The 23,990-nt window shown below is 50.2% G+C and carries 27 protein-coding genes; 15 read left to right on the top strand and 12 right to left on the bottom strand.

Annotated features, from left to right (window positions below; translation table 11 throughout):
* Window positions 1-165 precede the first annotated feature (165 nt).
* Entirely contained in the window at window positions 166-930 is a 765-nt protein-coding gene (locus tag ACI2I2_RS06045; RefSeq protein WP_404657073.1) for a hypothetical protein, read from the bottom strand.
* A gap of 279 nt (window positions 931-1,209) precedes the next feature.
* Between ACI2I2_RS06045 and ampC the strand changes: the two genes are divergently transcribed.
* Window positions 1,210-2,382: a class C beta-lactamase gene (gene ampC, locus ACI2I2_RS06040; RefSeq protein WP_404657072.1), complete on the top strand. Its 1,173-nt coding sequence runs from the start codon at window positions 1,210-1,212 to the stop codon at window positions 2,380-2,382.
* A gap of 31 nt (window positions 2,383-2,413) precedes the next feature.
* Here ampC and ACI2I2_RS06035 read toward each other — a convergent pair whose 3' ends face one another.
* The gene (locus tag ACI2I2_RS06035; protein WP_404657071.1) at window positions 2,414-2,644 is read right to left on the bottom strand and encodes a DUF2554 family protein; all 231 of its coding nucleotides are present in this window, start codon (window positions 2,642-2,644) and stop codon (window positions 2,414-2,416) included.
* 247 nt (window positions 2,645-2,891) lie between these two features.
* On the opposite strand from ACI2I2_RS06035, the gene ACI2I2_RS06030 reads away from it, so the two are divergent.
* A complete protein-coding gene (locus tag ACI2I2_RS06030; protein ID WP_404657070.1) occupies window positions 2,892-3,275 on the top strand; it encodes a biofilm formation regulator BssR in 384 nt (127 codons plus the stop codon).
* A 107-nt stretch (window positions 3,276-3,382) separates the two neighbouring features.
* Window positions 3,383-4,495: a PQQ-dependent sugar dehydrogenase gene (locus tag ACI2I2_RS06025; RefSeq protein ID WP_404657069.1), complete on the top strand. Its 1,113-nt coding sequence runs from the start codon at window positions 3,383-3,385 to the stop codon at window positions 4,493-4,495.
* A 2-nt stretch (window positions 4,496-4,497) separates the two neighbouring features.
* Here ACI2I2_RS06025 and ACI2I2_RS06020 read toward each other — a convergent pair whose 3' ends face one another.
* Window positions 4,498-5,124 carry a glutathione S-transferase family protein gene (locus tag ACI2I2_RS06020; RefSeq protein ID WP_330983486.1) on the bottom strand — a complete coding sequence of 209 codons (627 nt, stop codon included), beginning with the start codon at window positions 5,122-5,124 and terminating at the stop codon, window positions 4,498-4,500.
* 241 nt (window positions 5,125-5,365) lie between these two features.
* On the opposite strand from ACI2I2_RS06020, the gene dacC reads away from it, so the two are divergent.
* Window positions 5,366-6,574 (top strand): serine-type D-Ala-D-Ala carboxypeptidase, encoded by a 1,209-nt coding sequence (gene dacC, locus ACI2I2_RS06015; RefSeq protein ID WP_404657068.1) that lies wholly within the window; start codon window positions 5,366-5,368, stop codon window positions 6,572-6,574.
* Window positions 6,575-6,673: 99 nt separating this feature from the next.
* On the opposite strand, the gene deoR is transcribed toward dacC, so the two are convergent.
* Together deoR and ybjG are read right to left on the bottom strand one after the other, a co-directional pair.
* Complete coding sequence (gene deoR / locus ACI2I2_RS06010; protein ID WP_404657067.1) at window positions 6,674-7,435, bottom strand: DNA-binding transcriptional repressor DeoR; 762 nt, start codon at window positions 7,433-7,435, stop codon at window positions 6,674-6,676.
* A gap of 74 nt (window positions 7,436-7,509) precedes the next feature.
* Window positions 7,510-8,118 carry an undecaprenyl-diphosphate phosphatase gene (gene ybjG, locus ACI2I2_RS06005; protein ID WP_404657066.1) on the bottom strand — a complete coding sequence of 203 codons (609 nt, stop codon included), beginning with the start codon at window positions 8,116-8,118 and terminating at the stop codon, window positions 7,510-7,512.
* A 274-nt stretch (window positions 8,119-8,392) separates the two neighbouring features.
* On the opposite strand from ybjG, the gene ACI2I2_RS06000 reads away from it, so the two are divergent.
* The gene (locus ACI2I2_RS06000) at window positions 8,393-9,622 is read left to right on the top strand and encodes an MFS transporter (RefSeq protein WP_404657065.1); all 1,230 of its coding nucleotides are present in this window, start codon (window positions 8,393-8,395) and stop codon (window positions 9,620-9,622) included.
* A 52-nt stretch (window positions 9,623-9,674) separates the two neighbouring features.
* Here the strand turns inward: ACI2I2_RS06000 and ACI2I2_RS05995 are convergent, their stop codons facing one another.
* Both ACI2I2_RS05995 and ACI2I2_RS05990 read right to left on the bottom strand, forming a co-directional pair.
* Entirely contained in the window at window positions 9,675-10,487 is an 813-nt protein-coding gene (locus tag ACI2I2_RS05995; RefSeq protein WP_404657064.1) for a Cof-type HAD-IIB family hydrolase, read from the bottom strand.
* Window positions 10,484-11,689 carry an MFS transporter gene (locus ACI2I2_RS05990; RefSeq protein ID WP_330983492.1) on the bottom strand — a complete coding sequence of 402 codons (1,206 nt, stop codon included), beginning with the start codon at window positions 11,687-11,689 and terminating at the stop codon, window positions 10,484-10,486. The genes ACI2I2_RS05995 and ACI2I2_RS05990 overlap by 4 nt, the downstream gene beginning before the upstream one ends.
* Window positions 11,690-11,773: 84 nt before the next feature.
* On the opposite strand from ACI2I2_RS05990, the gene ACI2I2_RS05985 reads away from it, so the two are divergent.
* On the top strand, window positions 11,774-12,316 hold the full coding sequence (locus ACI2I2_RS05985; RefSeq protein ID WP_404657063.1) for a TetR/AcrR family transcriptional regulator: 543 nt from the start codon (window positions 11,774-11,776) through the stop codon (window positions 12,314-12,316).
* Window positions 12,317-12,502: 186 nt separating this feature from the next.
* Here the strand turns inward: ACI2I2_RS05985 and ACI2I2_RS05980 are convergent, their stop codons facing one another.
* From ACI2I2_RS05980 to ACI2I2_RS05965, 4 genes are all read right to left on the bottom strand, one after another.
* Window positions 12,503-12,988 (bottom strand): hypothetical protein, encoded by a 486-nt coding sequence (locus ACI2I2_RS05980; RefSeq protein ID WP_404657062.1) that lies wholly within the window; start codon window positions 12,986-12,988, stop codon window positions 12,503-12,505.
* Window positions 12,989-13,031: 43 nt separating this feature from the next.
* A complete protein-coding gene (locus ACI2I2_RS05975; RefSeq protein ID WP_404657061.1) occupies window positions 13,032-14,075 on the bottom strand; it encodes a tyrosine-type recombinase/integrase in 1,044 nt (347 codons plus the stop codon).
* 82 nt (window positions 14,076-14,157) lie between these two features.
* On the bottom strand, window positions 14,158-15,855 hold the full coding sequence (locus tag ACI2I2_RS05970; protein ID WP_404657060.1) for a DUF4041 domain-containing protein: 1,698 nt from the start codon (window positions 15,853-15,855) through the stop codon (window positions 14,158-14,160).
* A 19-nt stretch (window positions 15,856-15,874) separates the two neighbouring features.
* On the bottom strand, window positions 15,875-16,471 hold the full coding sequence (locus tag ACI2I2_RS05965) for a phage repressor protein CI (RefSeq protein WP_258981248.1): 597 nt from the start codon (window positions 16,469-16,471) through the stop codon (window positions 15,875-15,877).
* A 95-nt stretch (window positions 16,472-16,566) separates the two neighbouring features.
* On the opposite strand from ACI2I2_RS05965, the gene ACI2I2_RS05960 reads away from it, so the two are divergent.
* From ACI2I2_RS05960 to ACI2I2_RS05920, 9 genes are all read left to right on the top strand, one after another.
* Window positions 16,567-16,788: a regulator gene (locus ACI2I2_RS05960; RefSeq protein WP_258981247.1), complete on the top strand. Its 222-nt coding sequence runs from the start codon at window positions 16,567-16,569 to the stop codon at window positions 16,786-16,788.
* A gap of 32 nt (window positions 16,789-16,820) precedes the next feature.
* Window positions 16,821-17,330 (top strand): phage regulatory CII family protein, encoded by a 510-nt coding sequence (locus tag ACI2I2_RS05955; protein WP_404657059.1) that lies wholly within the window; start codon window positions 16,821-16,823, stop codon window positions 17,328-17,330.
* A 7-nt stretch (window positions 17,331-17,337) separates the two neighbouring features.
* Entirely contained in the window at window positions 17,338-17,538 is a 201-nt protein-coding gene (locus tag ACI2I2_RS05950; RefSeq protein ID WP_319787197.1) for a phage filamentation protein Fil family protein, read from the top strand.
* A complete protein-coding gene (locus ACI2I2_RS05945; RefSeq protein WP_404657058.1) occupies window positions 17,502-17,843 on the top strand; it encodes a DUF5347 family protein in 342 nt (113 codons plus the stop codon). Before ACI2I2_RS05950 ends, ACI2I2_RS05945 begins: the two co-directional genes overlap by 37 nt.
* 66 nt (window positions 17,844-17,909) lie before the next feature.
* Window positions 17,910-18,143, top strand: coding sequence for a DUF2732 family protein (locus ACI2I2_RS05940; protein ID WP_404657057.1), 234 nt, complete (start codon window positions 17,910-17,912; stop codon window positions 18,141-18,143).
* On the top strand, window positions 18,143-18,370 hold the full coding sequence (locus tag ACI2I2_RS05935) for a TraR/DksA family transcriptional regulator (protein ID WP_404657056.1): 228 nt from the start codon (window positions 18,143-18,145) through the stop codon (window positions 18,368-18,370). The genes ACI2I2_RS05940 and ACI2I2_RS05935 overlap by 1 nt, the downstream gene beginning before the upstream one ends.
* Entirely contained in the window at window positions 18,367-19,224 is an 858-nt protein-coding gene (locus tag ACI2I2_RS05930; RefSeq protein WP_404657055.1) for a DNA adenine methylase, read from the top strand. The genes ACI2I2_RS05935 and ACI2I2_RS05930 overlap by 4 nt, the downstream gene beginning before the upstream one ends.
* Window positions 19,221-21,608 carry a replication endonuclease gene (locus tag ACI2I2_RS05925; protein WP_404657054.1) on the top strand — a complete coding sequence of 796 codons (2,388 nt, stop codon included), beginning with the start codon at window positions 19,221-19,223 and terminating at the stop codon, window positions 21,606-21,608. The genes ACI2I2_RS05930 and ACI2I2_RS05925 overlap by 4 nt, the downstream gene beginning before the upstream one ends.
* Before the next feature lie 153 nt (window positions 21,609-21,761).
* Window positions 21,762-21,950: a hypothetical protein gene (locus ACI2I2_RS05920; protein WP_166430153.1), complete on the top strand. Its 189-nt coding sequence runs from the start codon at window positions 21,762-21,764 to the stop codon at window positions 21,948-21,950.
* A gap of 123 nt (window positions 21,951-22,073) precedes the next feature.
* Here ACI2I2_RS05920 and ACI2I2_RS05915 read toward each other — a convergent pair whose 3' ends face one another.
* Window positions 22,074-23,861: an AIPR family protein gene (locus ACI2I2_RS05915; protein ID WP_404657053.1), complete on the bottom strand. Its 1,788-nt coding sequence runs from the start codon at window positions 23,859-23,861 to the stop codon at window positions 22,074-22,076.
* Between the last annotated feature and the right edge of the window lie 129 nt (window positions 23,862-23,990).

Below are 23,990 nucleotides of genomic sequence, written 5' to 3'. Positions count from 1 at the left end.
TTCTACAGAGGTTGGGGGGAAAAGTGTACTGCTAAGTCAGCCCAGGCGTGCGAGTCCAATCGGACATGCCAGGGCTTGCATTGCCTGCTGTCGACAAGGAAAGCGTGTTATCTCCTGCGTTAAGGGAGGGGCGTTTGCATCTGGCCACCTCAACAATAAACACTATCACCAACTCTCGCCATTTTTCACATTACCCAACATGGGTTGTATCCCATTTTCCAGTTGATAAATAATCGATAAAATAAGGTTAAGATTATAGCTGGTCACCTGATTGTGTTTTTCAATGAGTGCTGAATGGCTTTGAATAAAAGAAAAATGACTGTATTTAGAAAACAGTGGGAGGTTGGGTTTTATTTCTGTCTCAAATTGAGGGTCTTTGGGAGAAGTAAAAAGATAAATATGTCTCGAAATATTATTGTCTTTTTTGATCATTGAGGGAAGGTAGTTGTCCAGCATATGTATATTGACGGGTGTGACATTACCCATCATTTGTTGTCCCACTTCCTTCCAATAACCCTCTGCGACATAACGGCCAATATAGAACTGAGGAACCGCACTGATAATATTAGGTAAGTTGTGTTTAACACCATAATACAATGCCATACTGCCGCCTTTGGAACCCCCAACGATAGATGTCATTTTGGGTTTTACAAAATTGATCACCCCATCAATCAATGCACTGACACCTTGCTCAATCTCAAAATTCATATCATTGCAAAGATAGTAAGCAGGAAGCGTATTAAAGTCATCCTTGATCCATAATATTGCTGAGTGGCAATGTTGTATTGCGACGGTGAAATCATAAATTGTCGGGTCCGGGATATTAAATCCAGACATGATGATTAATAAGTGTCGGCAATCACCTTTTGGTGCTCTGAATCTGTAGTTGATCGGTAATTTGCTTTGATAGTTAAAAATTAAGTCTTCCATGATAATCACCCTGATGTTTATGCCTACTCATTAGGCAATCAACTTGCACAATGTCCATATTCGAGAGGGAAAATAGCACGAGGTACAGATTGCCTCAATCGACCCCGAGGCTATAGCAAAATTTTCAGATGATGCTTGATGGTATGGCATTGAGTTGGGAGGATCTATAAAAGTTGCATGAAAAATGGACTGAACAGAGTCAGTTGTTTTGGAACACAAGGCAATCAGTTTGTCTGGCCGTAGGATGGCATTATCATTGGCGAAAAAGCAGGAGGAAAAATGGAAGGAAAGAGACTCAGTACAGCGCTATGTTCCGCGGCGATAGCCTCATTATTTAGCACATCAATTCATGCGGCAGAATCACAAACGCCCCCCGCATCTCTGCAAAAAATCGTCGATGAGACTGTTCAGCCTTTGCTGAAAGAGCAGCAAATCCCCGGTATGGCAGTGGCGGTGATTTATGAAGGCAAGCCGTACTTTTTCCACTACGGTCTGGCGGATATCAAAGCCAAACGTCCTGTCACGGACGACACGCTGTTCGAGCTGGGCTCTGTGAGCAAGACGTTTACCGGCACGGCGGGTGGGTATGCGGTGCAGAGCGGCAAAGCCAATCTGAACGACGCGGCAGCGGATTACAGTAAGCAATTGACCGGTGCGCAATGGCGCAACATCTCGCTGCTGCAACTCGCCACTTATACTGCGGGCGGTCTGCCGTTGCAGCTTCCTGACGACGTAACCGATGAAACGTCGCTGTGGCGCTATTACAACGACTGGCAACCTGAGTGGAAGCCAGGCACAAAACGTAACTACTCCAACGCCAGTATCGGCTTGTTTGGCGCACTGGCAGTCAGCAAAAGCGGGCTCAGCTTTGAGCAATTCATGCAGCAACATGTTTTCCAGCCGCTGAAACTCCATCACACCTGGATTACTGTGCCTGAAAGCGAACAGGGAAATTACGCCTGGGGCTATCGTAACGGCGAACCCGTACGCGTAACGCCGGGGATGCTGGATGCTGAAGCTTATGGGGTGAAAACCACCATCAAAGATATGGCGGCGTTTATGCAGGCCAACATCGCACCGCAACAGTTACCGGCAAGCGACGAGACGCTGAAAAAAGCCATTGGCACGGCGCAGCAGGGCTACTACAAGATTGGCGATATGTATCAGGGCTTAGGGTGGGAAATCTATCCCTGGCCGATCAATCCTCAACAGGTGATTACCGCCAGTGGGAATGAGGTTGCGCTCAAAGCGAGTCCGGCAGAACGGCAAACGCCTGTTCGTCCTGCTACCCCGGCAAGCTGGCTGCACAAAACCGGCAGCACCAATGGCTTCGGGGCTTACATCGCGTTTGTTCCGGAGAAAAAGCTCGGGATTGTGATGCTGGCGAACAAAAATTATCCTAATCCGGTGCGGGTCACTGCCGCCTGGAAAATCCTTCACGCCTTGCAGTAAGGCGTTGTCCTCCCCGAAAGGGGAGGACATTTCAGCGATAAATCACTTCTGGTTTGCGGTCTTTTACGCTGTGATGATCTTCGCGTAATTCATCTGCGGCATCCCGGAAACGAGCGCGAATATCATCGCTGTCGGCACTGTGGCGCATCCAGTGATCGGCATTCGGCACCTTATAAAACTCATGCCCATTGTGATTCGCCATCAATTGCCCGGAGAAAAGGGCGCACAGCAGCAAAACCACAGATAAACCTTTCTTGAACATTTTTGCACCGCCTGGCTGAGAAGACCGGCGCACTATACCAATCGTTTCTATCCGTGACTATTCAGTTTCCCAAACAAAAGCTCAACAAATGTTGATTTTTTGTACGCCGTGGTGACGGCTTGTTTGCCGGGCATCAGCAAAATTTACACGTCGGTTAAAGGTTGATGAAATATTGACCGCGCGCATCATTATGCATAAAAAATGACCATACTATACTTGTGACAATGGACGACACAGGAGGAAAGGTATGAACGTTGACAGACGATTCCGTCACCTGTTGAACAAACTGGTGAATGCCCAAATCGATCTCGCGGCCTATCTGCAACTCAGACGAGCCAAGGGATACATGTCAGTCAGCGACAACGATCATCTGCGTGAAAACTGTTTCGACCTCTGTGGCGAGCTGCGCGAGAACGCGGCAGCACTTTCGCCAATGCTAACGCCTGCGCAAAGTGAGGCGCTGCATGCCGCCGGAGAAGCCTTAGCCTCTGCGGCAGTGTGCCTGATGAGCGGACATCATGACTGTCCCTCATTCATTGTGGTTAACCCAGATGCCCTGCAACGCTGTCTCGACACCTTAGCTGCAAACATTCAGGTGATAAATAAATCCGCGCCCATGGCGCACGCCTGACAACCGGGGGGAGAGGCTCCCCCCCTTCAATTAAGGTTTTGTAAAAATCCCGCCTTATGCCCGACCTGCTGGCTACCCTTAACCCATTCGCTAAAAAGGAGACAGCCATGCCTCGTTTTGCTCTGAGTTTACTTCTGGGTTCATTGATCCTCTCGCCCGTTCTGCAAGCCGCCGAGGTTCAGGTTGAGGTCTTACAGCGCAAGCTCGATCACCCCTGGTCGCTGGCTTTCCTGCCTGATAATCAAGGCATGCTAATCACGCTGCGCGGTGGGCAGCTACGCCTGTGGCAACAAGGGAAAGGGCTGTCTGACCCGATTGTCGGTGTTCCGCGTGTGTGGGCCAATGGGCAGGGGGGGCTGCTGGATGTGGTGCTGGCTCCTGATTTCGCACAATCACGCCGCGTGTGGCTGAGCTATGCCGAAGTGGGCGATGACGGCAAAGCGGGCACTGCCGTGGGTTACGGCCGGTTGAGCGACGATCACAGCCGAATCGAGGCTTTTCAGGTTGTCTTCCGCCAAATGCCAAAGCTTTCGACCGGAAACCATTTCGGGGGGAGGCTGGTGTTTGATGGCAAGGGCTACTTGTTTATCGGATTGGGTGAAAATAACCAGCGGCCCACCGCTCAGGAGCTCGACAAGCTGCAGGGCAAAGTTGTTCGCCTGACGCAAGACGGCAAAGTGCCCCCGGATAACCCCTTTGTCGGGCAGAAGGGGGCCAGACCTGAAATCTGGTCTTATGGCATCCGTAACCCGCAAGGCATGGCGATGAACCCATGGAGCAATGTGCTGTGGCTCAATGAGCACGGGCCGAAAGGTGGGGATGAAATCAACATCCCGGAACGAGGGAAAAATTACGGCTGGCCGTTGGCAACCCATGGCGTGAACTACAGCGGTTTGCCGATCCCGGAAGCGAAGGGCAAAACGGTGGCGGGCACTGAAGCGCCGCTGTTTTTCTGGAAACAGTCACCGGCGGTGAGCGGAATGGCGTTCTATAACAACGCGAAGTTTCCCCAATGGCAGCACAAGCTGTTTGTCGGTGCGTTGAAGGATCAGGACGTGATTGTTCTTAACGTTGACGGCAATAAAGTGACCGAACAGGAGCGCATTCTGGGCGACAGGAAGCAGCGAATACGCGACGTGCGTGTTGGACCCGACGGTTATCTCTATGTCTTAACCGACGAGTCCGATGGCGAATTGCTGAAAGTCAGCCCGGCGTCCTGAGATCAGGTGACCGGGATCATCACCACGTTTTGATAAGCCGGACGGCGTGACAGCTGCTGATACCAGCGCTGTAAGTTCGGATGTGGCTGCCAGGTTTTGACCGTTTCGAACAGGTTGTAGATGAACGGAGCGACGGCGATGTCACCCGGGCCAAACTCGTCGCCGGAAAGCCACTGGCGGTCAGCCAGTTCAGCATCAAGGATCGCCAGCAGTTTTTCACATTGCACAATCCCTGCGTCTATCGCTGCCTGATCGCGTTGTTCAGGTGGCGTTCTGACCAGCCCCATCAAAATGACACGGTGCGCCGGAGAAAGGCTGCCATTGGCCCAGTCCATCCACTTTTCACCCTGCGCACGAATGACAGGATTGTCCTGCCACAGGCGTTTTTGCCCGTACTGTGCAGCCAGATAACGGACGATAGTGTTCGATTCCCAAAGCGTTATTCCGGCTTCGTCATCATGGAGCAGTGGCACCAGTCCATTGGGGTTTTTGGCGAGGTATTCAGGGTCGTGATTGAGGCCAAATTCCAGCCCGGCGAGGATCTGGTCGTAAGGAAGGTCGAGCTCTTCCAGCGTCCAGCGTACTTTTTTGACATTCGTTGAGTTGTTTCTGCCCCACAGCGTAATCATGAGATCTCCACTAAACAGCGCATCAATGAAGTCGCCATGGTGAAATAAAATCAACCCAGGCACAACCACGATCAAAAAAATTGCCCGGATTTCAGCACAACCCGCCGTTCTTGCGTAAACTTTAAAAACTTTACCAACGCATTGTTTCTTTAAGATCATTTCTGCGCTATTACTCACCGCCAGTTGTAGCACGGCTTCGGTGACGTAGCGTGTATTTGGAATGGATACTTGGGTGGCTTTTATGACGCGTACTGTAGTTTCTCCCCGCGGCCTGGCGGCAGGCTCTCTGATTTTACTTCTCCTGGCCCCTGCCGTGCAGGCGGCAGACTCTGTTCAACAACCCGGCGCGCCAACCGTCGATGCCAAAGCGTGGATCCTGATGGATTACGCCAGCGGCAAAGTACTGAGTGAAGGCAACGCTGACGAAAAGCTCGACCCGGCAAGCCTGACCAAAATCATGACCAGCTATGTGGTCGGCCAGGCTATCAAAGCGAACAAAATCAAACTAACCGATATGGTTACCGTCGGTAAAGATGCCTGGGCGACAGGAAACCCGGCGTTGCGTGGCTCTTCAGTGATGTTCCTGAAGCCAGGCGATCAGGTCTCCGTTGAGAACCTCAACAAAGGGGTGATCATTCAGTCCGGTAACGATGCCTGTATCGCGCTGGCCGATTACGTCGCGGGCAGCCAGGACTCCTTCATCAGCCTGATGAACAGCTATTCGCAGAAGCTGGGTCTGACCAACACCACCTTTAAAACCGTCCACGGGCTGGATGCGCCTGGCCAGTTCAGTACCGCACGCGATATGGCGCTGCTGACTAAAGCGATGATCCACGACGTGCCGGATGAGTACGCCATCCACAAAGAGAAAGAATTCACTTTCAATAATATCAAGCAGCCGAACCGTAACCGTCTGCTGTGGAACACCAGCCTCGGTGCGGATGGGGTCAAAACCGGCACCACCGCGGGCGCGGGTTATAACCTGGTGTCTTCTGCGCAACAAGGCGATATGCGTTTGATTGCCGTGGTATTAGGCACCAAAACCGACCGTATTCGTTTTAATGAATCCGAAAAACTGCTGACCTGGGGCTTCCGTTTCTATGAAACCGTCACCCCAATCAAACCCGATGCGACTTTTGTGGAACAGCGCGTGTGGTACGGCGACAGCAGCCAGGCCAAACTCGGGGCAGGCGAAGCAGGTTCCATCACCCTGCCACGTGGTCAGTTGAAAAACCTCAAGGCCAGCTTCACCCTGAACGAACCACAGCTGACGGCTCCGCTGGCGAAAGGGCAGGTTGTCGGGACTATCGATTTTAAACTGAACGATAAGACTATTGAGCAGCGTCCGCTGATTGTCATGGAAGCGGTAAACGAAGGCGGGTTCTTTAACCGAATGATGGATTTCGTGCTGATGAAATTCCACCAGTGGTTCGGGAGCTGGTTCTCTTAATTGAGCGATAATTTTTTGCCCGGCGGCGCTGTGCTTGCCGGGCATACGCGGCGTTTGTAGGCCGGGTCAGCGCAGCGCCACCCGGCAGTTTCACAACTCTCAATCAAACAGCAGCTTAATGCCACGCTGTTTCGCCAGTGCCGTCACCTCGTCATCCGGACGACGGTCGCTGGCAATCACGTCAAAACAACTCAGTTCACCCATTCGCGCCGGGCGCACTTTTCCAAATTTGCTGTGATCAACCACCAGCACGTGCTTCTGCGCGCTTTTCAGCGCCCAGTGTTTCACCGGCAGTTCATCCAGATTAAAACAGGTGGCACCGTGTTGAACATGTACGCCCGCCGCGGAGTAATACGCAATGTCTGGGCACAGATGGCTCAGCGTATCTTCAGGGCTTAACGGTTTGAAGATGGCGTTGCTGGCATGAAATTCGCCGCCGCACAAAATCGCCCGACACTGCGGTTTTTCCTGGAGTGACAGGAAAGTATTCAGGGAATAGCAAACTCCGGTAAAAGGGAGTTCATTATCGATGGCATCAATGATCCACGGGGTAGTGGTACCGCAGTCAAAAAACGCCATTTGATGGGCTTTCAGCAGTTGGGCTGCGTGGCGCGCGGCCTGGCGCTTTTCATCCACCAGACGGGTTTTCTGGTCGCTCAGCAGATAGTGGCTGGCGCTGCGGGGTTCCAGCACCACATAACCGCCCAGTAACACCACCGGGCCGCTATGCTGGGTCAGGTCGCGACGAATGGTCATTTCCGACACGCCCAGCAGCGCGGACGCTTCTTTCAGATGCAGCTTATCGCTACGCTTAAGTGCCTGAATAAGCTGGCTGATACGAACGTCGCGGCGCGTTTCCATAAAACCCCTGTGTCCCGAAATGCCCCCTGCATCAGGCAGAGGGTCAGGTGACGATTTTACCTGCGCGTTACCGCTTAGTCACGTACCCAGCCTTTACGAATCGGCAGTGAAAAGCAAAAACGATAGAGTGCGCGCAAACGCTGATAGAGTGCGTCACCAAATGTGTTCCACATCACTTGTGCAACCAGGCAGCCGCTAAGGCCGGACAGGAAGCCACCCACCATATCCAGCGGCCAGTGCACGCCAAGATAGACGCGGGACCAGGCAATCGCGCAGCCGATTACCAGCATCAGCACGCCAGACCAGAGGCGATGCCAGAACAAAAATGCTAAGGCAAAAGTGAAAATGACGGTGCCATGATCGCTTGGGAAAGAGTCATCTGGGGCGTGATGCAGGAAGTTATAGCCCACTCCGTCAACAAACGGACGATCGTGCGGATAAACCTGCCCAATCACCCAGGAGAGCAGCAGGCTGGTACCGATGGCCATCGCAATCTTAATAACCAGTTTACGCTGCGCGCTCACCTGACCACGAGGGCCCCAAAGCCAGAGAATAGCAGCCAGCAGTGGCACGATGGAGATCAAATCCTTAGCGATAAAAACCGCCAGCGAAATCATCCACTGCGGCGAGGCCGGCGTGGCGTTAATCCAGTAAAACAGCGAGTAGTTCAAATTTTCCAGCATAGCTTGCGGACTCTTACAGTTTGATGACGCTCATTACCTTAGAAATCGAAGCCGGAACGGTAAAGGGAGATTGTCTTAATTGTCCGGCGGTTAGGGTGTCCTGCAGAACGAGTCTGCCTGACGATGTATAAACGCGGACTATATGAGCGAAAACTTAAGTGAAGCTTAATCGCGTAAAATCGTGCTGTAACAGAGTGTTTCGCGCACTTTTCGCTATCGTCGTTTTGCCTCATTCATTACACTTCTCGCGATATTTTCATCGTTAAGAGATTTCATGCACAACCACTCACTTTCTGGCAAACGCCTCGGTCGTCAGGCGTTACTTTTCCCGCTTTGTCTGGTGCTCTACGAATTTTCCACTTACATCGGTAATGACATGATCCAACCGGGCATGTTGACGGTGGTGGAACAATTCCAGGCCGGCACCGAATGGGTGCCAACCTCAATGACCGCCTATCTCGCGGGCGGGATGTTTTTACAGTGGCTGCTGGGGCCGCTGTCGGACCGTATTGGCCGTCGTCCGGTCATGCTGGCAGGAGTGGTGTGGTTCATCATCACCTGCCTGGCGACGCTGCTGGCGCAGAACATCGAACAGTTCACTATCCTGCGCTTTTTGCAGGGCATCAGCCTGTGCTTCATTGGTGCGGTAGGCTATGCCGCCATACAGGAATCGTTTGAGGAAGCAGTGTGTATAAAGATCACCGCGTTGATGGCGAACGTGGCGTTGATTGCACCGCTGCTTGGCCCGCTGGTGGGCGCGGCGTGGGTGCATTTTGCACCCTGGGAAACCATGTTTGTGCTCTTCGCGGCGCTGGCGCTGATTTCCTTCTTTGGCCTGCAACGGGCGATGCCAGAGACGGCAACGCGCCTTGGCGAGAAGCTGTCTATCAAAGCGCTGGGGAAAGATTACGGCCTGGTGTTGAAAAACCTGCGTTTCGTTGCCGGAGCGCTGGCGACGGGCTTTGTCAGCCTGCCGCTGCTGGCGTGGATTGCTCAATCGCCAGTGATCATCATCAGCGGCGAACAGGCCAGCACTTATGAGTACGGTTTGTTGCAGGTGCCGATTTTCGGCGCGTTGATCATTGGTAACGTCACGCTGGCAAAACTGACCTCACGTAAGACGGTGCGTTGGCTGATTATCGCGGGCGGCTGGCCAATTATGTTTGGCCTGATCCTCGCCGCGGCCGCCACGGTTGTCTCTTCCCATGCCTATTTGTGGATGACCGCCGGGCTGAGTTTCTACGCCTTCGGTATCGGTATTGCTAACGCAGGCCTGGTTCGCCTGACGCTGTTCGCCAGCGACATGAGCAAAGGCACCGTTTCTGCGGCAATGGGCATGTTGCAGATGCTGATTTTCACCGTCGGCATTGAAGTGAGCAAACACGCTTATCAACACGGCGGCAACGGCTTGTTCAGCCTGTTTAACCTGGCAAATGGGGTTATCTGGCTGGCGCTGATTATCTACTTCCTGAAGGATAAATCGGTCGGTAGTTCGCAGCAGTGATTTGTACTGTGAATTCACCCTCTCCCTTTGGGAGAGGGCAGGGGAGAGGGGATTACTGGAAAGGCGCTTCCCGATTTAAAATCTGATCGATAACCTGCAACACACCTTCCTCGTTATTGTGCGGCGCACGATGATTCGCCGCTTCCACCGCCGCTTCACAGGCATTCGCCATCGCAAAGCCAAAGCCCGCCTGACGTAACATTTCCAGATCGTTCCCGCTGTCGCCGAATGTCACTACTTCGCTGTCATCAATGCCCCAGCGTGCCTGCAACAGACGCAGGCCGTTGGCTTTGTGCACGCCAGGAATGATCAGGTCGATGTTGCCGTGCCCGGTGGTGACTGCGGTCATCATATCGCCCACGCCTTCGTGCAGGGCTTTCTGGATTTCAGGCACTAAACGGTCGGGCAGATTCAGGCCAAACTTCAGGAAGGTATCGTCAATGTTGTCGAAGTTATCGACCAGTTCCAGACGGTGGTAATACAGCGCCGCCATCTCTTTTAATTCGTCGTTGTAGTGTTTCAGGGTGTAGGCGCTGCGTTTCCCGCAGGCGATGATTTCGACGTCCGGCAGGGTATGCAGAAAATCCACCACTTTGCTGAAATGCTCCGGGGAAAGTTCGCAGTTAAATACGTCTTCTCCGGCATCTCGTACCCAGCCGCCATTTTCAGCGACGAAGGCAATTTCATGCGCGATCTCCGGGAAGAAGGATATAAGCTGCCAGTACTGGTTGCCGCTGGCGACCACAAAACGAATGCCCTGATCCTTCATCTTTTGATACTGAGCGAGAAAGCGCGTGCGGTTATAGCGCTTTTCGTCGCTGAGAAACGTTCCATCCATATCCACGGCAATCAGTTTGATGCTCATGAGGCACTCTCCGTTACAGGTTCAGATTCAGGTTTGGCGACCGCGCGGGCAACCAGTGCGGCGATAATCACCAGGCTCAGTACCGCCAGCATGGCGCTACGCAGGCCATAATGTTCGCCGAGGAAGCCGAGCAGCGGCGGGCCAACCAAAAAAGCAAGGTAGCCTGTTGTCGCTACCACGCTGACGCGCGTTGGGGCATCCGGGCCAGTGTCGCTGGCGGCGGAAATGGTAAGAGGGAAGCCCAGCGATGCGCCAAGTCCCCAGAGGATCACCGACACGCCAGCAATCCAGTCCACATCCACAAAGATGATTAATGCGATGCCCAGCGCACCCATGATGGCGCTGGCGCGGACGACTGCCACGCGGCTGTAGCGATCGATAAACCAGCCGCCGGTGAAGCGTCCTACCGTCATGCCCAGCGTGAAACCTGCGTAAATCAGTGAGCCAGAAGTTGGGCTGAAGCCGTGTCCGTCCACCATCAGCAGCGGCAGCCAGTCGTTGGCTGAGCCTTCGGCAAACGCCATCGCCAGCACCACCACGCCAATCAGCATCAGCTGACCATCACGATAAAACGGCACGCCTTTCTCGTGATGTTCTGCATTCTCCGACGAGTTTTTGCCCGTGCCTTCGGGAATGGCTTTGATAGCAATGATAATCGGCGCAATGCCAACGAGAGCCGCCAGCAGAATGTGAATCGTGGCGGACAGGCCAAAGGCGGTCAGCGCCATGCCGATACCCGCGCCGACCAGCGTGCCGAAGCTGTAAAAGCCGTGCATCATCGGCAGCACGGTTTTATTCATTTCACGCTCAACCGCTGCGCCTTCGACGTTAATCGCCACTTCAGCCGCGCCAAAGCTGCCGCCAAACACCATCAGACCAAAGGCAAAGAAAACAGGGGAGGCGAGCCACAGCGCGAGGCTTAACATCACCATGCCGACCAGTGCACAGGACATGGTGGTGCGAATAACTTTGCGGGTGCCGAAGCGCTTAACCAGCCACGCCGAGCAGAGAATGCCGCTCATCGAACCAATCGACAGACCGAACAAGACGATGCCCATGCCCGCGGTGTTAACAGACAGAATGTCACGAATGGCGGGCGTACGCGTGGCCCACGAAGCCATCAGCAGCCCCGGTAAAAAGAAGAACATAAAGAGGGCCCACATGCGCAACTGCAGGGCTCTGCGTGAAGAGTGCGACGTCATCCGTAAACAGCCTGTGAAAAAAGAGGGAGAGACAACACTAGCAAGGTTGTGTACATTTGTACACAAATCGCAGGAGGAAAAATTATGGCTCGCCGACCGAACGATCCGCAACGCCGGGAAAGGATCCTGCAGGCCACGCTGGACACCATTGCTCGTCACGGTATCCAGGCCGTCACGCACCGTAAAATTGCCGATTGCGCTGATGTGCCGCTCGGCTCAATGACTTATTATTTCAGCGGCATCGATGCCTTACTGGAAGAGGCGTTTACAGGCTTCACCGACGCCATGCTGGTGCAGTACCAGGCATTTTTTGCCGAGGTGAAGGCGCCCGAGCAAGCGTGCGATGCGATTACCGATCTCATCTTTAGCGCACAGGTAACGACCACCCGCAATATGGAACTGATGTACCAACTGTATGCCTTTATCGGCTGCAAACCTGCGCTCAAGACAGTGATGCAAAACTGGATGCAGGGCAGCCAGAAGGTGCTGGAGCAGTGGTTTGATCCGGCTACGGCTCGCGCGCTGGATGCGTTTATTGAGGGCATGACGCTGCATTTTGTCACCGACCGTAAACCGCTCAGCAGGGCAGAAATCCGCGAGATGGCTGGAAGGATAGCGGGGCTGTAACGTGCTGAACCTGTTGAAAGCTCGGTGCTCGTAAACTCAGTACTTCAAACCCCAGAAAACAAAAAACCCATTTATGTAAACGGGTTAGTAAAAACAATGACTTGTAATATATTCAATAAGTTAGGTTGGTGATGAAATGTGGCGATTAGGGGGTAATGCCAACCGCTGTCGCCACTTTGTCGCCACTTATGAATTCACCTTGTCGTGTTGCCATAGGGGAAGATTCCTGCTGAAGAGTGATTGTTCGCAGGGGGTGATGAGTTCAATTTTTTTTAGTTTGCGAGGGATGAATTGGCAACGATTAGTACGTCGATTAAGCTTAATTTTCGCAACACCGATTTGGTATGTTCTCCATCCAATGGTCCTGAATATTTCTGCTTCAACTGTTCCAAGGTGCTTCAGTCTGCCTCGAACATAGAATGTCTCATCTAGATTAATTGAACATGTTAACTCTCCGCTTAAATTCCAGTCTCCTTGTGCCTTTTGTAAGCGAAGCAATAAGTTATATGGATAATGTATTGATATGTCACCCTCATTTCCCCATTCAACATCAACTAACTCTTTATAAGCCTTGGACTTTATCGATGAAATTATTGGTTGATATGCTGCAGGTATAACTATAAGTGCAGCTACAGCTCCAATAACTGAAAAAACATCCGCAATGCTGGCCATGAACCGGACACTCTGATTAAAAGATTGTCGATATTTTAATGGATTAATTGTCCAGTTCAATAGTTTGATTTGTTGCTGGTAATGTGGCTAACGGATTGAAGCGTAGAGCTGTTTCAAGGTGATCAGGGGCCAGATGAGCATAGCGCATGGTCATTTTTATGTCGTGGTGGCCTAGGATTTTCTGCAGGGCAAGGATGTTTCCTCCAGACATCATAAAGTGTGCTGCGAACGTATGGCGCAGGACGTGGGTAAGCTGCCCGCGCGGAAGCACGATCGAGGTTTTCTCCATCACCGACAAAAACTGGAAATAGCAGTCCGTGAAGAATTTGAATCCGTCCAGGGCAATGATTTCTTCATACAGCTCTTTGTTGATCGGAATGCTACGGTTTTTTTTGCCTTTGGTCCTGACAAACGTGATTCGGTACTTTGTGACCTGAGAGCGTGTGAGGTTCACCGCTTCGCGCCAGCGTGCTCCGGTGCTTAGGCAGATTTTGACAACCAAAGCGAGAAGGGCACTTTGACGATGGCAGTCGTCCAGGAGTTCTGTTATTTGCTCATGTGTCAGCCAGGCCATTTCTTTCTCGGCGGTGGTGAACTTGCGCATAGTTTCTAATGGGTTCGGTTGTGTCCATTCTCCCAGACGTGAAAGCTCACTGAACACGCTGCTAAGATAGCTTTGCTCAAGGTTGATAGTTACCGGGTCAGCGCCATTCTTCCACTTCTCGTTAAAGTAAATCTCACCGGAGAGACGTTTGTCGCGGTAGTGGGCGAACTGCTTAGCGGTGAAGTCGGCAGCCAGGGGATCTTGCAGGGCAGCGACAACTAATTTTAGCTTGTTATAAACACGTTCCCCGGCAGTAAGGGATTTGCCGTGCAGGTTATACCAAAGCGTGACCACCTCGCTTAGTCTGCGGCGATCTGCGGCTTCACCCAACCAGGGCTTGTTGGCGGCCTCTTCCATAGTGTGCCGCTCAAAAGCCAACGCTTCGCCTTTGGTAGCAAACTGCTTACGCACACGGCGTCCACTACGCCCGGCAGGGTAGCATTCACAAATCCATTTTCCTGTGGTGAGTTTTCGTACTGCCATAAAAAAGCCCTCATGTCTGAGGGCTAAATTTAACTGTATGTTTGAACAGTGGTCAATGTATGTTTACGTGAAATCACCCATGTCAGGCAACAACGAGCTCTTCGTTTGCAACCTGCGCTGCTGTGCGTTCATTCTCAATTGCTAGAGATTCTCTATATTCCTTGGCATCAGCAAACATCGTCCAATGCGCATCGATATTCATATTGGCTACAGTTGATTTAATATCTTTAATGCCGACATTGAAAAATTCTTTTCGAGAATTGACCTTGTTAACCTGTTTTTCATTAAATACTTTATGCAAGTGATTCTCTAATGATGGTGCGTCATCACTGTAAATCATTGCATGTACATCAAAGGCGAATGGAACACTGGCATCACCAAGTTCACGAACACGGTCTAGTGGTTCAAGCCGACGTGTCATCCCAATTTTATACACATCTTCACCGAACGAACCTATATTACTAATAACATAGACATGACCTGAACGTGTCTGTTGAGCCATTGAAATAGCACGCTGATTTTTGGCCTCAGCTTCTTCGAATTTAATTTGTAATTCAGCCAGTTTTTGCTCAAGAGCGAGTCGTTGCTCTTCACCTGCAAGCATTAGTTCTTTAGTCGCTTTGTCAATAGCCTGCTGAATTGTTTTCTCTTCTTTTTCAGCTTCTTTTATCGCTCTCTCATATTCGCGGCGAGCTTTTTCTTCTTCGCGCAATTGCTCTTTGATGCGCCTTTGTTCTTCTTTTTCTTCGAGCATAATTTCATTAACTGCAACGCCCCATTTAAGTTCGTTGAGTCGGGCTTGTAAGTATATATCAGTGATCTTGGCCGACCTAAAAGCGGAGCCGTTATAATTCACAAGCTGAAATGCGTCCTTAATTTCTTGGGAAAGTTTACCGTAATTATTATGTTTGATTTTAGAAAGCGTACTATCAACTTTTCCATTGAACGCATCTAAAACAAATTTTATTGCAGTATTACGTCTATTAGGTTCGACATATTCACAACTTGCCGCTTTGCTCGTTTTGATTAAAGATTTTGTTAACTCTCTCGCTTTTTGGAGTTCTCTGCCTGTATCAGTAAATTCATAATTCTCTGCAAGTTCATCCAAAACGCTTCGATTTGGAACTATCCATTCATCGCCGTACCCTTCAATTTTATTTTTCATTGACTTGGCTACAGCTTGGTAGGTTTCTGCAAACTCTTTCGCTTCATATGCAGAACCTGCAATTTCTTTTGCTCGGACCTCCGCATCTGAGATTATTTTCATTGCATTATCATTTGCGTTGGAAATTAGTTCATCAGCTTTACTATTTGCGTTATCTAACCGCTCTTTAGCTTTCAAACGAGCCTCACGGGCATCTTTGGTGATTGCTACTGCTTCGCTGTTCGCGTTGCTTATCGTGAGCCGGGCTTGGTTATGAGCTTCATTTACAGCTCTGGCAGCCTTTATTTGGGCTTCTTCAATTTTTTCTTTGGCTATTGAGTCAGCAGTTTTTATCTTTTTCTCAGCATCCAGGACTGCATCATGTAACTCTTGATACTGCCATAAGGGACCTGCTTTTCCTTCAAGTTCAGAGTGCTCTCGAACGGCTTGAGCTAAATTTTCTTCGGTTTGGCTAAGCTTCTCTTGGTTTTCATGTAACTCATTTGTGAGGGCTGTATTGCTCGCGATAAGGCTATCGACCTCCACCTTATGCTTTTTGCCTTTCTTCACCAGAATCACTGTCAGGATTGGAGAAAGTAACGCTAATACGAGTACTACTGTGACAAATAAATCCATTTCATAATCCTTTACTCGATCAGTTTGAAACTGTTGTGCTTCTCACACATGCAATTACTTCAATATCCGAAAAAGCACACTCAAAACTATTGTCTGTAGTGGAAATTTTAATCATTCCCTTAGGCAGTCTGGTGATCAGTCTAATGGAATACGTCCCATCGATATTGATCAACCAGTGCCCATCCAGCACTTCTGTAAACTTTTGCTCACAGATGTATGTGGTAGGTCCATCGAGAACGACAATCGGGGCCGAGAGCTTCGCAGGAAGAAATGATGAGTCAAACACGTATGATCCATCTTCAATCATTTTTCCCGCAGTAATACGAAACTTCACAAGCTCTTCAGTAGTGGCAGTTTGGGAGCTTTGTTTAAGACCTTGTCCGGTGGTTAACCAATTGAGAGAGATACCTGTTTCAAGAGCACATTGGATTATCCAATCGGCAGGAAAGGTATCCCGCATGTACCGGTTAGCCAAAGTACTTTTCGATATCTCTAAATGATCAGCTAAAGCCTGCCGCGTCGTAAAACCATAAGCCTCGACCAACCGTTCAATCGCAGCCTTACCACCCTGATTGGGATTTATTTTGATCTCATTTGGGTACTTTAATGTTGACATATCTCTTATGCGATCCTAGTATCAATTACGTTCCCATTTGGGGACTTGTCACGATTACTACAGGCTCACCACAAGCCAATAGGAGATGTTGCATCATGACCCCTAACATTTCAATCACTCTCAATACACCGCACGTCACAATTGAGCGCTACAGCGAGCTTACTGGCCTGCCAATCGACACCATCAATGACATGTTGGCTGATGGCCGCTTGCCTCGCCATCGCCTACGTAAAGATAAAAAGCGCGAAAAAGTGATGATTAACATCGTTGCTCTTACCGTAGATGCGCTCTCAGATTGCAATGTAACTATCAACTAGTTCCATTTTGAGACTTCACGGAGCAACTGACTATGTTTGACTATCGCATATCAAAACATCCCTATTTCAATGAAGCCTGCCGGGCTTTCGCTTTACGCCACAACATGGCGAAGCTGGCAGAACGTGCAGGTATGAACGTTCAAACCCTGCGTAATAAGCTCAACCCGGAGCAACCACACCTGCTGACTGCGCCAGATATCTGGCTGCTAACCGATCTGACTGAGGACTCAACACTGGTTGATGGCTTTCTGGCACAGATCCATTGCCTGGCGTGTGTGCCCACCAATGAAGTCGCACGGGAGAAAATGCCTCAGTACGTCCTGAAAGCCACCGCTGAGATCGGACGTGTGGCTGCCAGTGCGGTTTCTGGTGTGCATTTGAACGCGACGACTCGTCGGCAGGTTGTTGAAAGTGTCAATTCCGTTACTCGGCTTATGGCTCTTACAGCCATTTCTCTGCAGGCACGGTTGCAGGCTAACCCAGCGATGGCGAGCGTGGTCGATACCGTTACGGGCCTTGGCTCATCGTTCGGGCTGAGCTGAGGTGTTTATGCTGAACAACGAACCATCATTTGCGTCGTTATTGGTTAAGCAAAGCCCTGGAATGCATTTCGGTCACGGCTGGATTGTAGGAAAGGATGGTAAACGCTGGCATCCGTCCCGCTCACAGGCGGAATTACTGGCTGGCCTGTCTACCACGAAGAAGGGGAAGCCATGGCTATTGAAGGCGCTTCAACGACTCGTTCGATAAGCCCAGGGGAGCGCTATGAGGGACTGAACCACATAGCCGAATTACGGGCAAAGGTATTCGGTCATAACGTTGAGTCAGAGCTTGAGCGGTTTATTGAAGATATGAGCGACCCACGGGACGCCAACAATAAACAAAACAAGCGTGCATTAGCCGCCATCTATTTTATGGCAAATATTCCGGCAGAACGTCACAGCATCAAAATTAGTGAGCTGACGACTGACGAAAAGCGGGAGCTGATAAAGGCAATGAACCATTTTCGTGCAGTGGTGAGCTTATTCCCTAAACGGCTAACCATGCCGAATTAACCCACAACAGAAATTAATGGCGTAAACCCGCCGGGCATTCTTTTGCCCAAATTCAGGAGAAACACGATGCGAAATATTGAAACTAGAACCACCAAAACCGGACCAGATGATGCCGGGCTTAACCTGATGTTGACTGAGGCGCGCATGGAAGAACGCCGGGGCCGCGCTGATGTATTTGCTGCGCATCTTGAAAAACTGGCAGTGCATATCACCCGAGACAGACTCAATGGCACTGAGGCCGCAGAGCTTCTGCGTAATGCTGCTGAAACAATCCAGAACGAAGCGCAGGAGATCCACTGATGGCTAATTCAATGGACCTCGTGCAGCAGCGTGTAGAAGAAGAACGCCAGCGCCACATCCACACCGCCCGCAACAGAACGCCGGGCGTTTCCCGTGTGCTCTGCATTGATTGCGATGCACCGATCCCGCCAGCTCGTCGCCGTGTCATTCCTAGCGTGCAGTGCTGCATTACCTGTCAGGAAATCGCAGAGCTGAAAGGCAAGCACTACAACGGAGGTGCTGTATGAGCACCATCCTGAAATGGGCGGGCAATAAAACCGCTGTCATGCCTGAGCTGATGAAGCATCTGCCAGCCGGTTCTCGCCTGGTTGAACCGTTCGCGGGATCGTGCGCGGTGATGATGGCGACAAACTATTCTCATTATCTTGTCGCGGACATTAACCCTGATCTGATTAATCTCTATCACCAGATTAAATTGAACAGTGAGAGGTTTATTGCTTACGCGCAGGGATTTTTTGAGGGCGCGAAGGGCGAGACTGCTTATTACAACACCCGGCAGGATTTTAACCATTCATCGAATGTATGCGATTTCTGGAAAGCTATATTTTTCCTTTATCTTAATCGCCACTGCTATCGTGGATTATGTCGCTACAACCTGAGCGGACATTTCAATGTCCCTTACGGAAACTATAAAAAACCATACTTCCCCGAGAAGGAAATTCATGCATTTGCCGAAAAGGCCCAACGTGCCACGTTCATCTGCTCCAGCTATGACGAAACGCTGGCAATGTTGCAGGCGGGTGATGTGGTTTACTGCGATCCGCCTTATGACGGTACTTTTGCGGCATACCACACGGCAGGATTTACTGAGGACGATCAGTATCACCTGGCGTCTATTCTTGAGCGTCGTTCATCAGAAGGTCATCCGGTTATTACTTCCAATAGTGATACCTCCCTGATCCGTTCCATTTATCACAACTTCACCCGGCACTGCATCACCACAAAGCGAAGCATGGGTGTTGAGGCCGGAGACAGTAAGTCTGCAGCGGAAATTATTGCTGTTTCTAAACAACGCTTTTGGGTTGGATTCGATCCGGCGAGAGGTCCTGATTGTTCTGCAGTGCATGAGGTGCACGCGTGAGCCATCACGATGTTAAAAACTGCGGCGGCGCATCTGATGCCACCGCTGCTTTTGCCTGGAATGCCCCGAAAAAAGCCATCAATCCATATCACGACCCGGCAGAACTTGCGCCGGGTTCCGCGCTTTCAAACCTGATCACTCTCTACGCCGCGGATAATGAGCAGGAAAAGCTGCGCCGCGAGGCATTGAGTGATCAGGTATGGGAACGCTATTTCTTTAATGAGTCCCGTGATCCTGTCCAGCGAGAAATGGAGCAGGATAACCTCATTAGCCGCGCCAAAATGGCGCGGGAACAACAGCGAGCAAATCCCGACCTGGTGATTATCGCTGATGTAAGCGCTGAGCCATCCCACATCAGAAAACCGCTTCTGGAACGGATTAAATACTTTCATGGCCTGGGCAGGGCAAAGGCGTATTCCCGCTATCTGCGCAAAACTATCAGGCCATGCCTTGAGCGCCTGGCGCGTGTACGTGACAGCCAGGTGTCTGCTTCCTTCCGTTTTATGGCAAGCCATGACGGGCTGGAAGGCTTGCTGGTTTTACCTGAAATGAATCAGGACCAGGTAAAGCGTCTATCTACCCTGGTCGCCGCCCACATGAGCATGTGTCTGGATGCGGCTTACGGTGAACTTTTTGTCACGGATGACGTGAAACCCGAAGAAATCCGCCAGGCATGGGAAAGGGTAGCGGCAGAGGCGATGCGTCTTGATGTGGTCCCGCCAGCATTTGACCAACTGCGCCGTAAAAAACGCCGCCGTAAGCCTGTGCCCTATGACCTTATTCCGGGATCGCTGGCGCGGATGCTGTGTGCAGACTGGTGGTATCGCAAGTTATGGCGGACGCGTTGCGAGTGGCGCGAGGAGCAACTGCGCGCCGTCTGCCTGGTCAACAAGAAAGCGTCCCCGTATGTCAGCTATGAAGCTGTGATCCATAAGCGCGAACAGCGCCGCAAGTCGCTGGAGTTTTTCCAGTCGCATGAACTGGTGAATGCTGAGGGCGACACGCTGGACATGGAAGACGTGGTGAACGCCAGCAACAGCAATCCGGCGCACCGTCGCAACGAGATGATGGCCTGCGTTAAAGGTCTGGAGCTTATCGCAGAAATGCGCGGTGACTGCGCCGTGTTCTACACCATCACCTGTCCGTCACGCTTCCATGCAACCCTCAGAAACGGCAGGCCAAATCCAAAGTGGACCAGTGAAACGGTCCGGCAGAGCAGTGATTATCTGGTCGATACCTTCGCCGCATTCCGTAAGGCCATGCACAAAGCCGGGCTGCGCTGGTATGGCGTTCGCGTTGCAGAACCACACCATGACGGCACCGTACACTGGCACCTGCTGTGCTTCATGCGCAAAAAAGAGCGCCGGACCATCACCGCGCTGCTACGTAAATTCGCCATCCGGGAAGACCGCGAGGAGCTGGGGAACAATACGGGGCCGCGTTTCAAGTCTGAGCTGATTAACCCCCGCAAAGGCACTCCGACAAGCTACATCGCAAAATACATCAGCAAGAACATCGATGGACGCGGGCTGGCTAAAGAAGTCAGCAAGGAAACGGGCAGGTCATTGCGCGACAGCGCGGAGCTCGTCACCGCCTGGGCATCACTTCATCGCGTCCAGCAGTTCCGTTTCTTTGGCATCCCGGGCCGTCAGGCATACCGCGAGCTGCGTTTGCTGGCGGGTCAGGCTGGCAGAGTGCAGGGCGATAAAAAAGCAGGTGCACCGATTCTGGAAAATCCACGACTTGATGCTGTGCTGGCTGCTGCAGATGCCGGGTGTTTTGCCACCTACATCATGAAGCAAGGCGGCGTACTGGTTCCTCGCAAACATCACCTGGTCAGAACGGCATACGAACTTAACGATGAGCCGAGCGCCTACGGCGACCACGGTATTCGTATCTATGGCATCTGGTCCCCGATCATTGAGGGCCGGATCTGCACGCACGCAATCAAGTGGAAGATGGTCCGTAAGGCCGTTGACGTTCAGGAGGCGGCAGCCGACCAGGGCGCTTGCGCCCCTTGGACTCGTGGCAATAACTGTCCCCCTGTTGAAATTTTGAACCAATCAGGGGGCGAATTACCTGATACCAAAGAGCCGGAGGCGTTGCCTGACTTCCATGATTTGAGTGCGAAGGAACGGCGGGAGCTGACGGCCCGGCTGAGGCTGGTAAACCCGAAACGGCGGAAAGGATATAAACAAGAAATTACGGATCACCAGCGCCTGCAGCTCGATGCGGAACTGAGGTCCAGAGGCTTTGACGCGAGTGAAACGGAGGTGGATCTGCTGCTGCGTGGCGGCAGTATCCCGTCCGGTGCCGGGCTGCGTCTTTTCTACCGGAACCAGCGCCTGCAGGAAGATGACAAATGGCGGCAATGGTATTCATGAGCATTGGCTGATCAGCATGGTTGGTGATTCCTCTCAGAAGTATCTCATTGAAAGACAAAAAGCATTTTACATCCGGAAATTTCTTCTATACTGTATGTATAAACAGTGGATATATATACAGTTATTTATTCAGTAGTACCGATAGGAGGGAAGATGCAGGACTATTTCTTGGAGTCGTTGAAGCTCCAGCGCATTGATTTTTTTATCAAGCTTGTAGCGGCTAGTGAGTGTGATGATGAGGAAAAACGGTTGGCTATCCAGTGGGTTTCTGAGTTAACGGATGAGTTGATGGCGAAAATTCGTGCTCATGAATACAACCGCTCAATGGATCTTCCCAGTTAGTAGCAGGAACGTTGCTGGCGTGAGAACTTGATTCTGACGTCAGCAACTTTGAACTATGGCAAGCTAGATTAATTTCTCCGTTAGAACTAAATGCTAGCTTACACATTAATCGCATTTATTATTTTAGCTTACTGATTGATTGAGTACATTTTGAATATAACTCATGGCTGCCGTTGTTTTTTCAACATTAGTAAACAATCGAGCGAGATAGGCACCGTCATGATTTTGAGTTAGATAGAGCTCTGTAGAGCTTGTTAATGTATTGAATTTTAACTGTAAAGCGCTATCGTCATAGGAAGCAATTGTTCTTGTTTTCCACGACGGGTCAAGTTTAAACATCATGGCCGAAATATATCTGTTTCCGTGTGTTAGTATTCCGTAAAGTTTTTTATCGCGCTGCCGATTAATAGTTGAAAGCTTCTCATGTATTTTTCTTTCGATAATCTTGTTGAAATTTACTGTGTTAATTACTGTTACTCCCGAGACTGTAGAGTTGAATGTTGAACGATACAATGAACCCTCTAGGTTCTCAAAGAATTTACCGCGCTGTGATTTTAATGTGACAACTGTACTTGGTGTTCCGTTTGCACAAACTAAAGCATTTAGGGCTTCATCTATTGTTATTGTTTTCTCTGTTGTAACTTGAGCCTCATTAGTGCGTAGTAATTGGTATATGTAACCTTCAACAATAAGGTCTTTATTAAGCCTGACCTGTTCATGCTCTTGTGACGCAAAGTCTCGACCTAACACTCTATTTTGATGGTTATTAGCGCGCGTTATATTTTTAACCAGATCATTATCGTCTGTAACAATAAATCGAGCCTGCAATCTAATGCTCCGCAAATAGTCATCAGGTAAATTGTGTTGCTTACCAACTAGACCAATAGAACTTACTGTTTGTGCTCCATTAATAATGCTTATGTTATGAAAGGTAAAGAGGCCTCGAGCATTGTCAGATGTATTCCTCCGATGTGCATTCGCTTCCCTTACTAATACAGTGATTCCATTATTATAGAACCAAAAATTGCTTGGTTCATCTAGTACGGTTTTCTTAATTGAGTCATTAACATCAGTTTGCCCAAGTATGTTTCTGATGTTTTTGGAGAAAAGTTGTGTTCCGTGTGTAGACCACCATTCAGAAACTTGTTCTCCAGTAACCACTCCAAAGTAAGCATTATATGGCTCTGATACTTTCCCATACTCCATCATTTCAACATCTTCAAGATTGATGGCAGAGAGGGATTGCCCTTGGATCGCACTTGAAATATCCTCAGCTGAAAATAGATGTACTTGGAACGGATAATCAGATGAGGGTAGTGTCGAGGTGTTTACACACGCATCATCATTTAACTCAGACTGCCATGTCTGCATGTCAGCTAATATTTGATTTGCTGCACCGGTTTTACCTGTGTGTGCCATAACAAAATAAAACTTATAATCTATTGAATCTAGAGCTACAGCTATATCTTGAGAAATTGAAGAGACACGTTCATCAAAGCGATGATATTCCTCTCTTTGTAAATATGAACAAGCATCTTTGAATCTAAGAAAATCATTTAATGACCATGTGCTATTTCCACTTTGGTTATATTTTGCTTGAACACAAATAACTTTTTTTTCTACATGGGATACATATATTGCGTCAATTCCGCCATCACTCGAACTATCGCATACAGCATTGCCAGCTTCAATATCATCAGTCGCGCCATAGCATTGAATTGCGAAAGCAGCTATCGCCCGGCTTGTCATTTTCTCATTATACTGGCTACTTCCTACCGCGCATTCTCGGGGATCAATGTGCGCCTCGAACCGTTCGAGGAGTTTTTGCCCTATTCGGCGAGCTTGAACACCTGCGGTAGCAGAGGCTGGTATGCTATTAGCATTTTGAGGTATGTCAGTAACAATCGTCATTGCTTGTTTTTCTCAATATTCTAAAATGACTTCAATACTACAAAAATCAATAGGCTGCAATGTCGTCAGTCATAGTTCACCTGCTTCCTGAGAATTAATATTTAGTAACGCTTGTTAATCACTGACGCA

This window comes from Scandinavium sp. NPDC088450, from assembly GCF_044900545.1.
Taxonomy (GTDB): Bacteria; Pseudomonadota; Gammaproteobacteria; order Enterobacterales; family Enterobacteriaceae; genus Scandinavium.
Note: the sequence above shows the minus strand (reverse complement) of the source record. Positions and strands in the feature narration are given on the sequence as shown.

Bases quoted from the DNA above. Each gene is read 5' to 3' on its own strand.
- ACI2I2_RS05950 (WP_319787197.1), top strand. From the start codon at position 17,338: ATGCTGAACAACGAACCATCATTTGCGTCGTTATTGGTTAAGCAAAGC.
- dacC (WP_404657068.1), top strand. From the start codon at position 5,366: ATGACGCGTACTGTAGTTTCTCCCCGCGGCCTGGCGGCAGGCTCTCTG.
- ACI2I2_RS05970 (WP_404657060.1), bottom strand. From the start codon at position 15,855: ATGGATTTATTTGTCACAGTAGTACTCGTATTAGCGTTACTTTCTCCA.
- ampC (WP_404657072.1), top strand. From the start codon at position 1,210: ATGGAAGGAAAGAGACTCAGTACAGCGCTATGTTCCGCGGCGATAGCC.
- ACI2I2_RS05980 (WP_404657062.1), bottom strand. From the start codon at position 12,988: ATGGCCAGCATTGCGGATGTTTTTTCAGTTATTGGAGCTGTAGCTGCA.
- ACI2I2_RS06045 (WP_404657073.1), bottom strand. From the start codon at position 930: ATGGAAGACTTAATTTTTAACTATCAAAGCAAATTACCGATCAACTAC.
- ACI2I2_RS06020 (WP_330983486.1), bottom strand. From the start codon at position 5,124: ATGATTACGCTGTGGGGCAGAAACAACTCAACGAATGTCAAAAAAGTA.
- ACI2I2_RS05990 (WP_330983492.1), bottom strand. From the start codon at position 11,689: ATGACGTCGCACTCTTCACGCAGAGCCCTGCAGTTGCGCATGTGGGCC.
- ACI2I2_RS06025 (WP_404657069.1), top strand. From the start codon at position 3,383: ATGCCTCGTTTTGCTCTGAGTTTACTTCTGGGTTCATTGATCCTCTCG.
- ACI2I2_RS05995 (WP_404657064.1), bottom strand. From the start codon at position 10,487: ATGAGCATCAAACTGATTGCCGTGGATATGGATGGAACGTTTCTCAGC.
- ACI2I2_RS05945 (WP_404657058.1), top strand. From the start codon at position 17,502: ATGGCTATTGAAGGCGCTTCAACGACTCGTTCGATAAGCCCAGGGGAG.
- ACI2I2_RS06035 (WP_404657071.1), bottom strand. From the start codon at position 2,644: ATGTTCAAGAAAGGTTTATCTGTGGTTTTGCTGCTGTGCGCCCTTTTC.
- ybjG (WP_404657066.1), bottom strand. From the start codon at position 8,118: ATGCTGGAAAATTTGAACTACTCGCTGTTTTACTGGATTAACGCCACG.
- ACI2I2_RS06000 (WP_404657065.1), top strand. From the start codon at position 8,393: ATGCACAACCACTCACTTTCTGGCAAACGCCTCGGTCGTCAGGCGTTA.
- deoR (WP_404657067.1), bottom strand. From the start codon at position 7,435: ATGGAAACGCGCCGCGACGTTCGTATCAGCCAGCTTATTCAGGCACTT.
- ACI2I2_RS05960 (WP_258981247.1), top strand. From the start codon at position 16,567: ATGACCCCTAACATTTCAATCACTCTCAATACACCGCACGTCACAATT.
- ACI2I2_RS05915 (WP_404657053.1), bottom strand. From the start codon at position 23,861: ATGACGATTGTTACTGACATACCTCAAAATGCTAATAGCATACCAGCC.
- ACI2I2_RS05920 (WP_166430153.1), top strand. From the start codon at position 21,762: ATGCAGGACTATTTCTTGGAGTCGTTGAAGCTCCAGCGCATTGATTTT.
- ACI2I2_RS06030 (WP_404657070.1), top strand. From the start codon at position 2,892: ATGAACGTTGACAGACGATTCCGTCACCTGTTGAACAAACTGGTGAAT.
- ACI2I2_RS05975 (WP_404657061.1), bottom strand. From the start codon at position 14,075: ATGGCAGTACGAAAACTCACCACAGGAAAATGGATTTGTGAATGCTAC.
- ACI2I2_RS05965 (WP_258981248.1), bottom strand. From the start codon at position 16,471: ATGTCAACATTAAAGTACCCAAATGAGATCAAAATAAATCCCAATCAG.
- ACI2I2_RS05930 (WP_404657055.1), top strand. From the start codon at position 18,367: ATGAGCACCATCCTGAAATGGGCGGGCAATAAAACCGCTGTCATGCCT.
- ACI2I2_RS05985 (WP_404657063.1), top strand. From the start codon at position 11,774: ATGGCTCGCCGACCGAACGATCCGCAACGCCGGGAAAGGATCCTGCAG.
- ACI2I2_RS05935 (WP_404657056.1), top strand. From the start codon at position 18,143: ATGGCTAATTCAATGGACCTCGTGCAGCAGCGTGTAGAAGAAGAACGC.
- ACI2I2_RS05940 (WP_404657057.1), top strand. From the start codon at position 17,910: ATGCGAAATATTGAAACTAGAACCACCAAAACCGGACCAGATGATGCC.
- ACI2I2_RS05955 (WP_404657059.1), top strand. From the start codon at position 16,821: ATGTTTGACTATCGCATATCAAAACATCCCTATTTCAATGAAGCCTGC.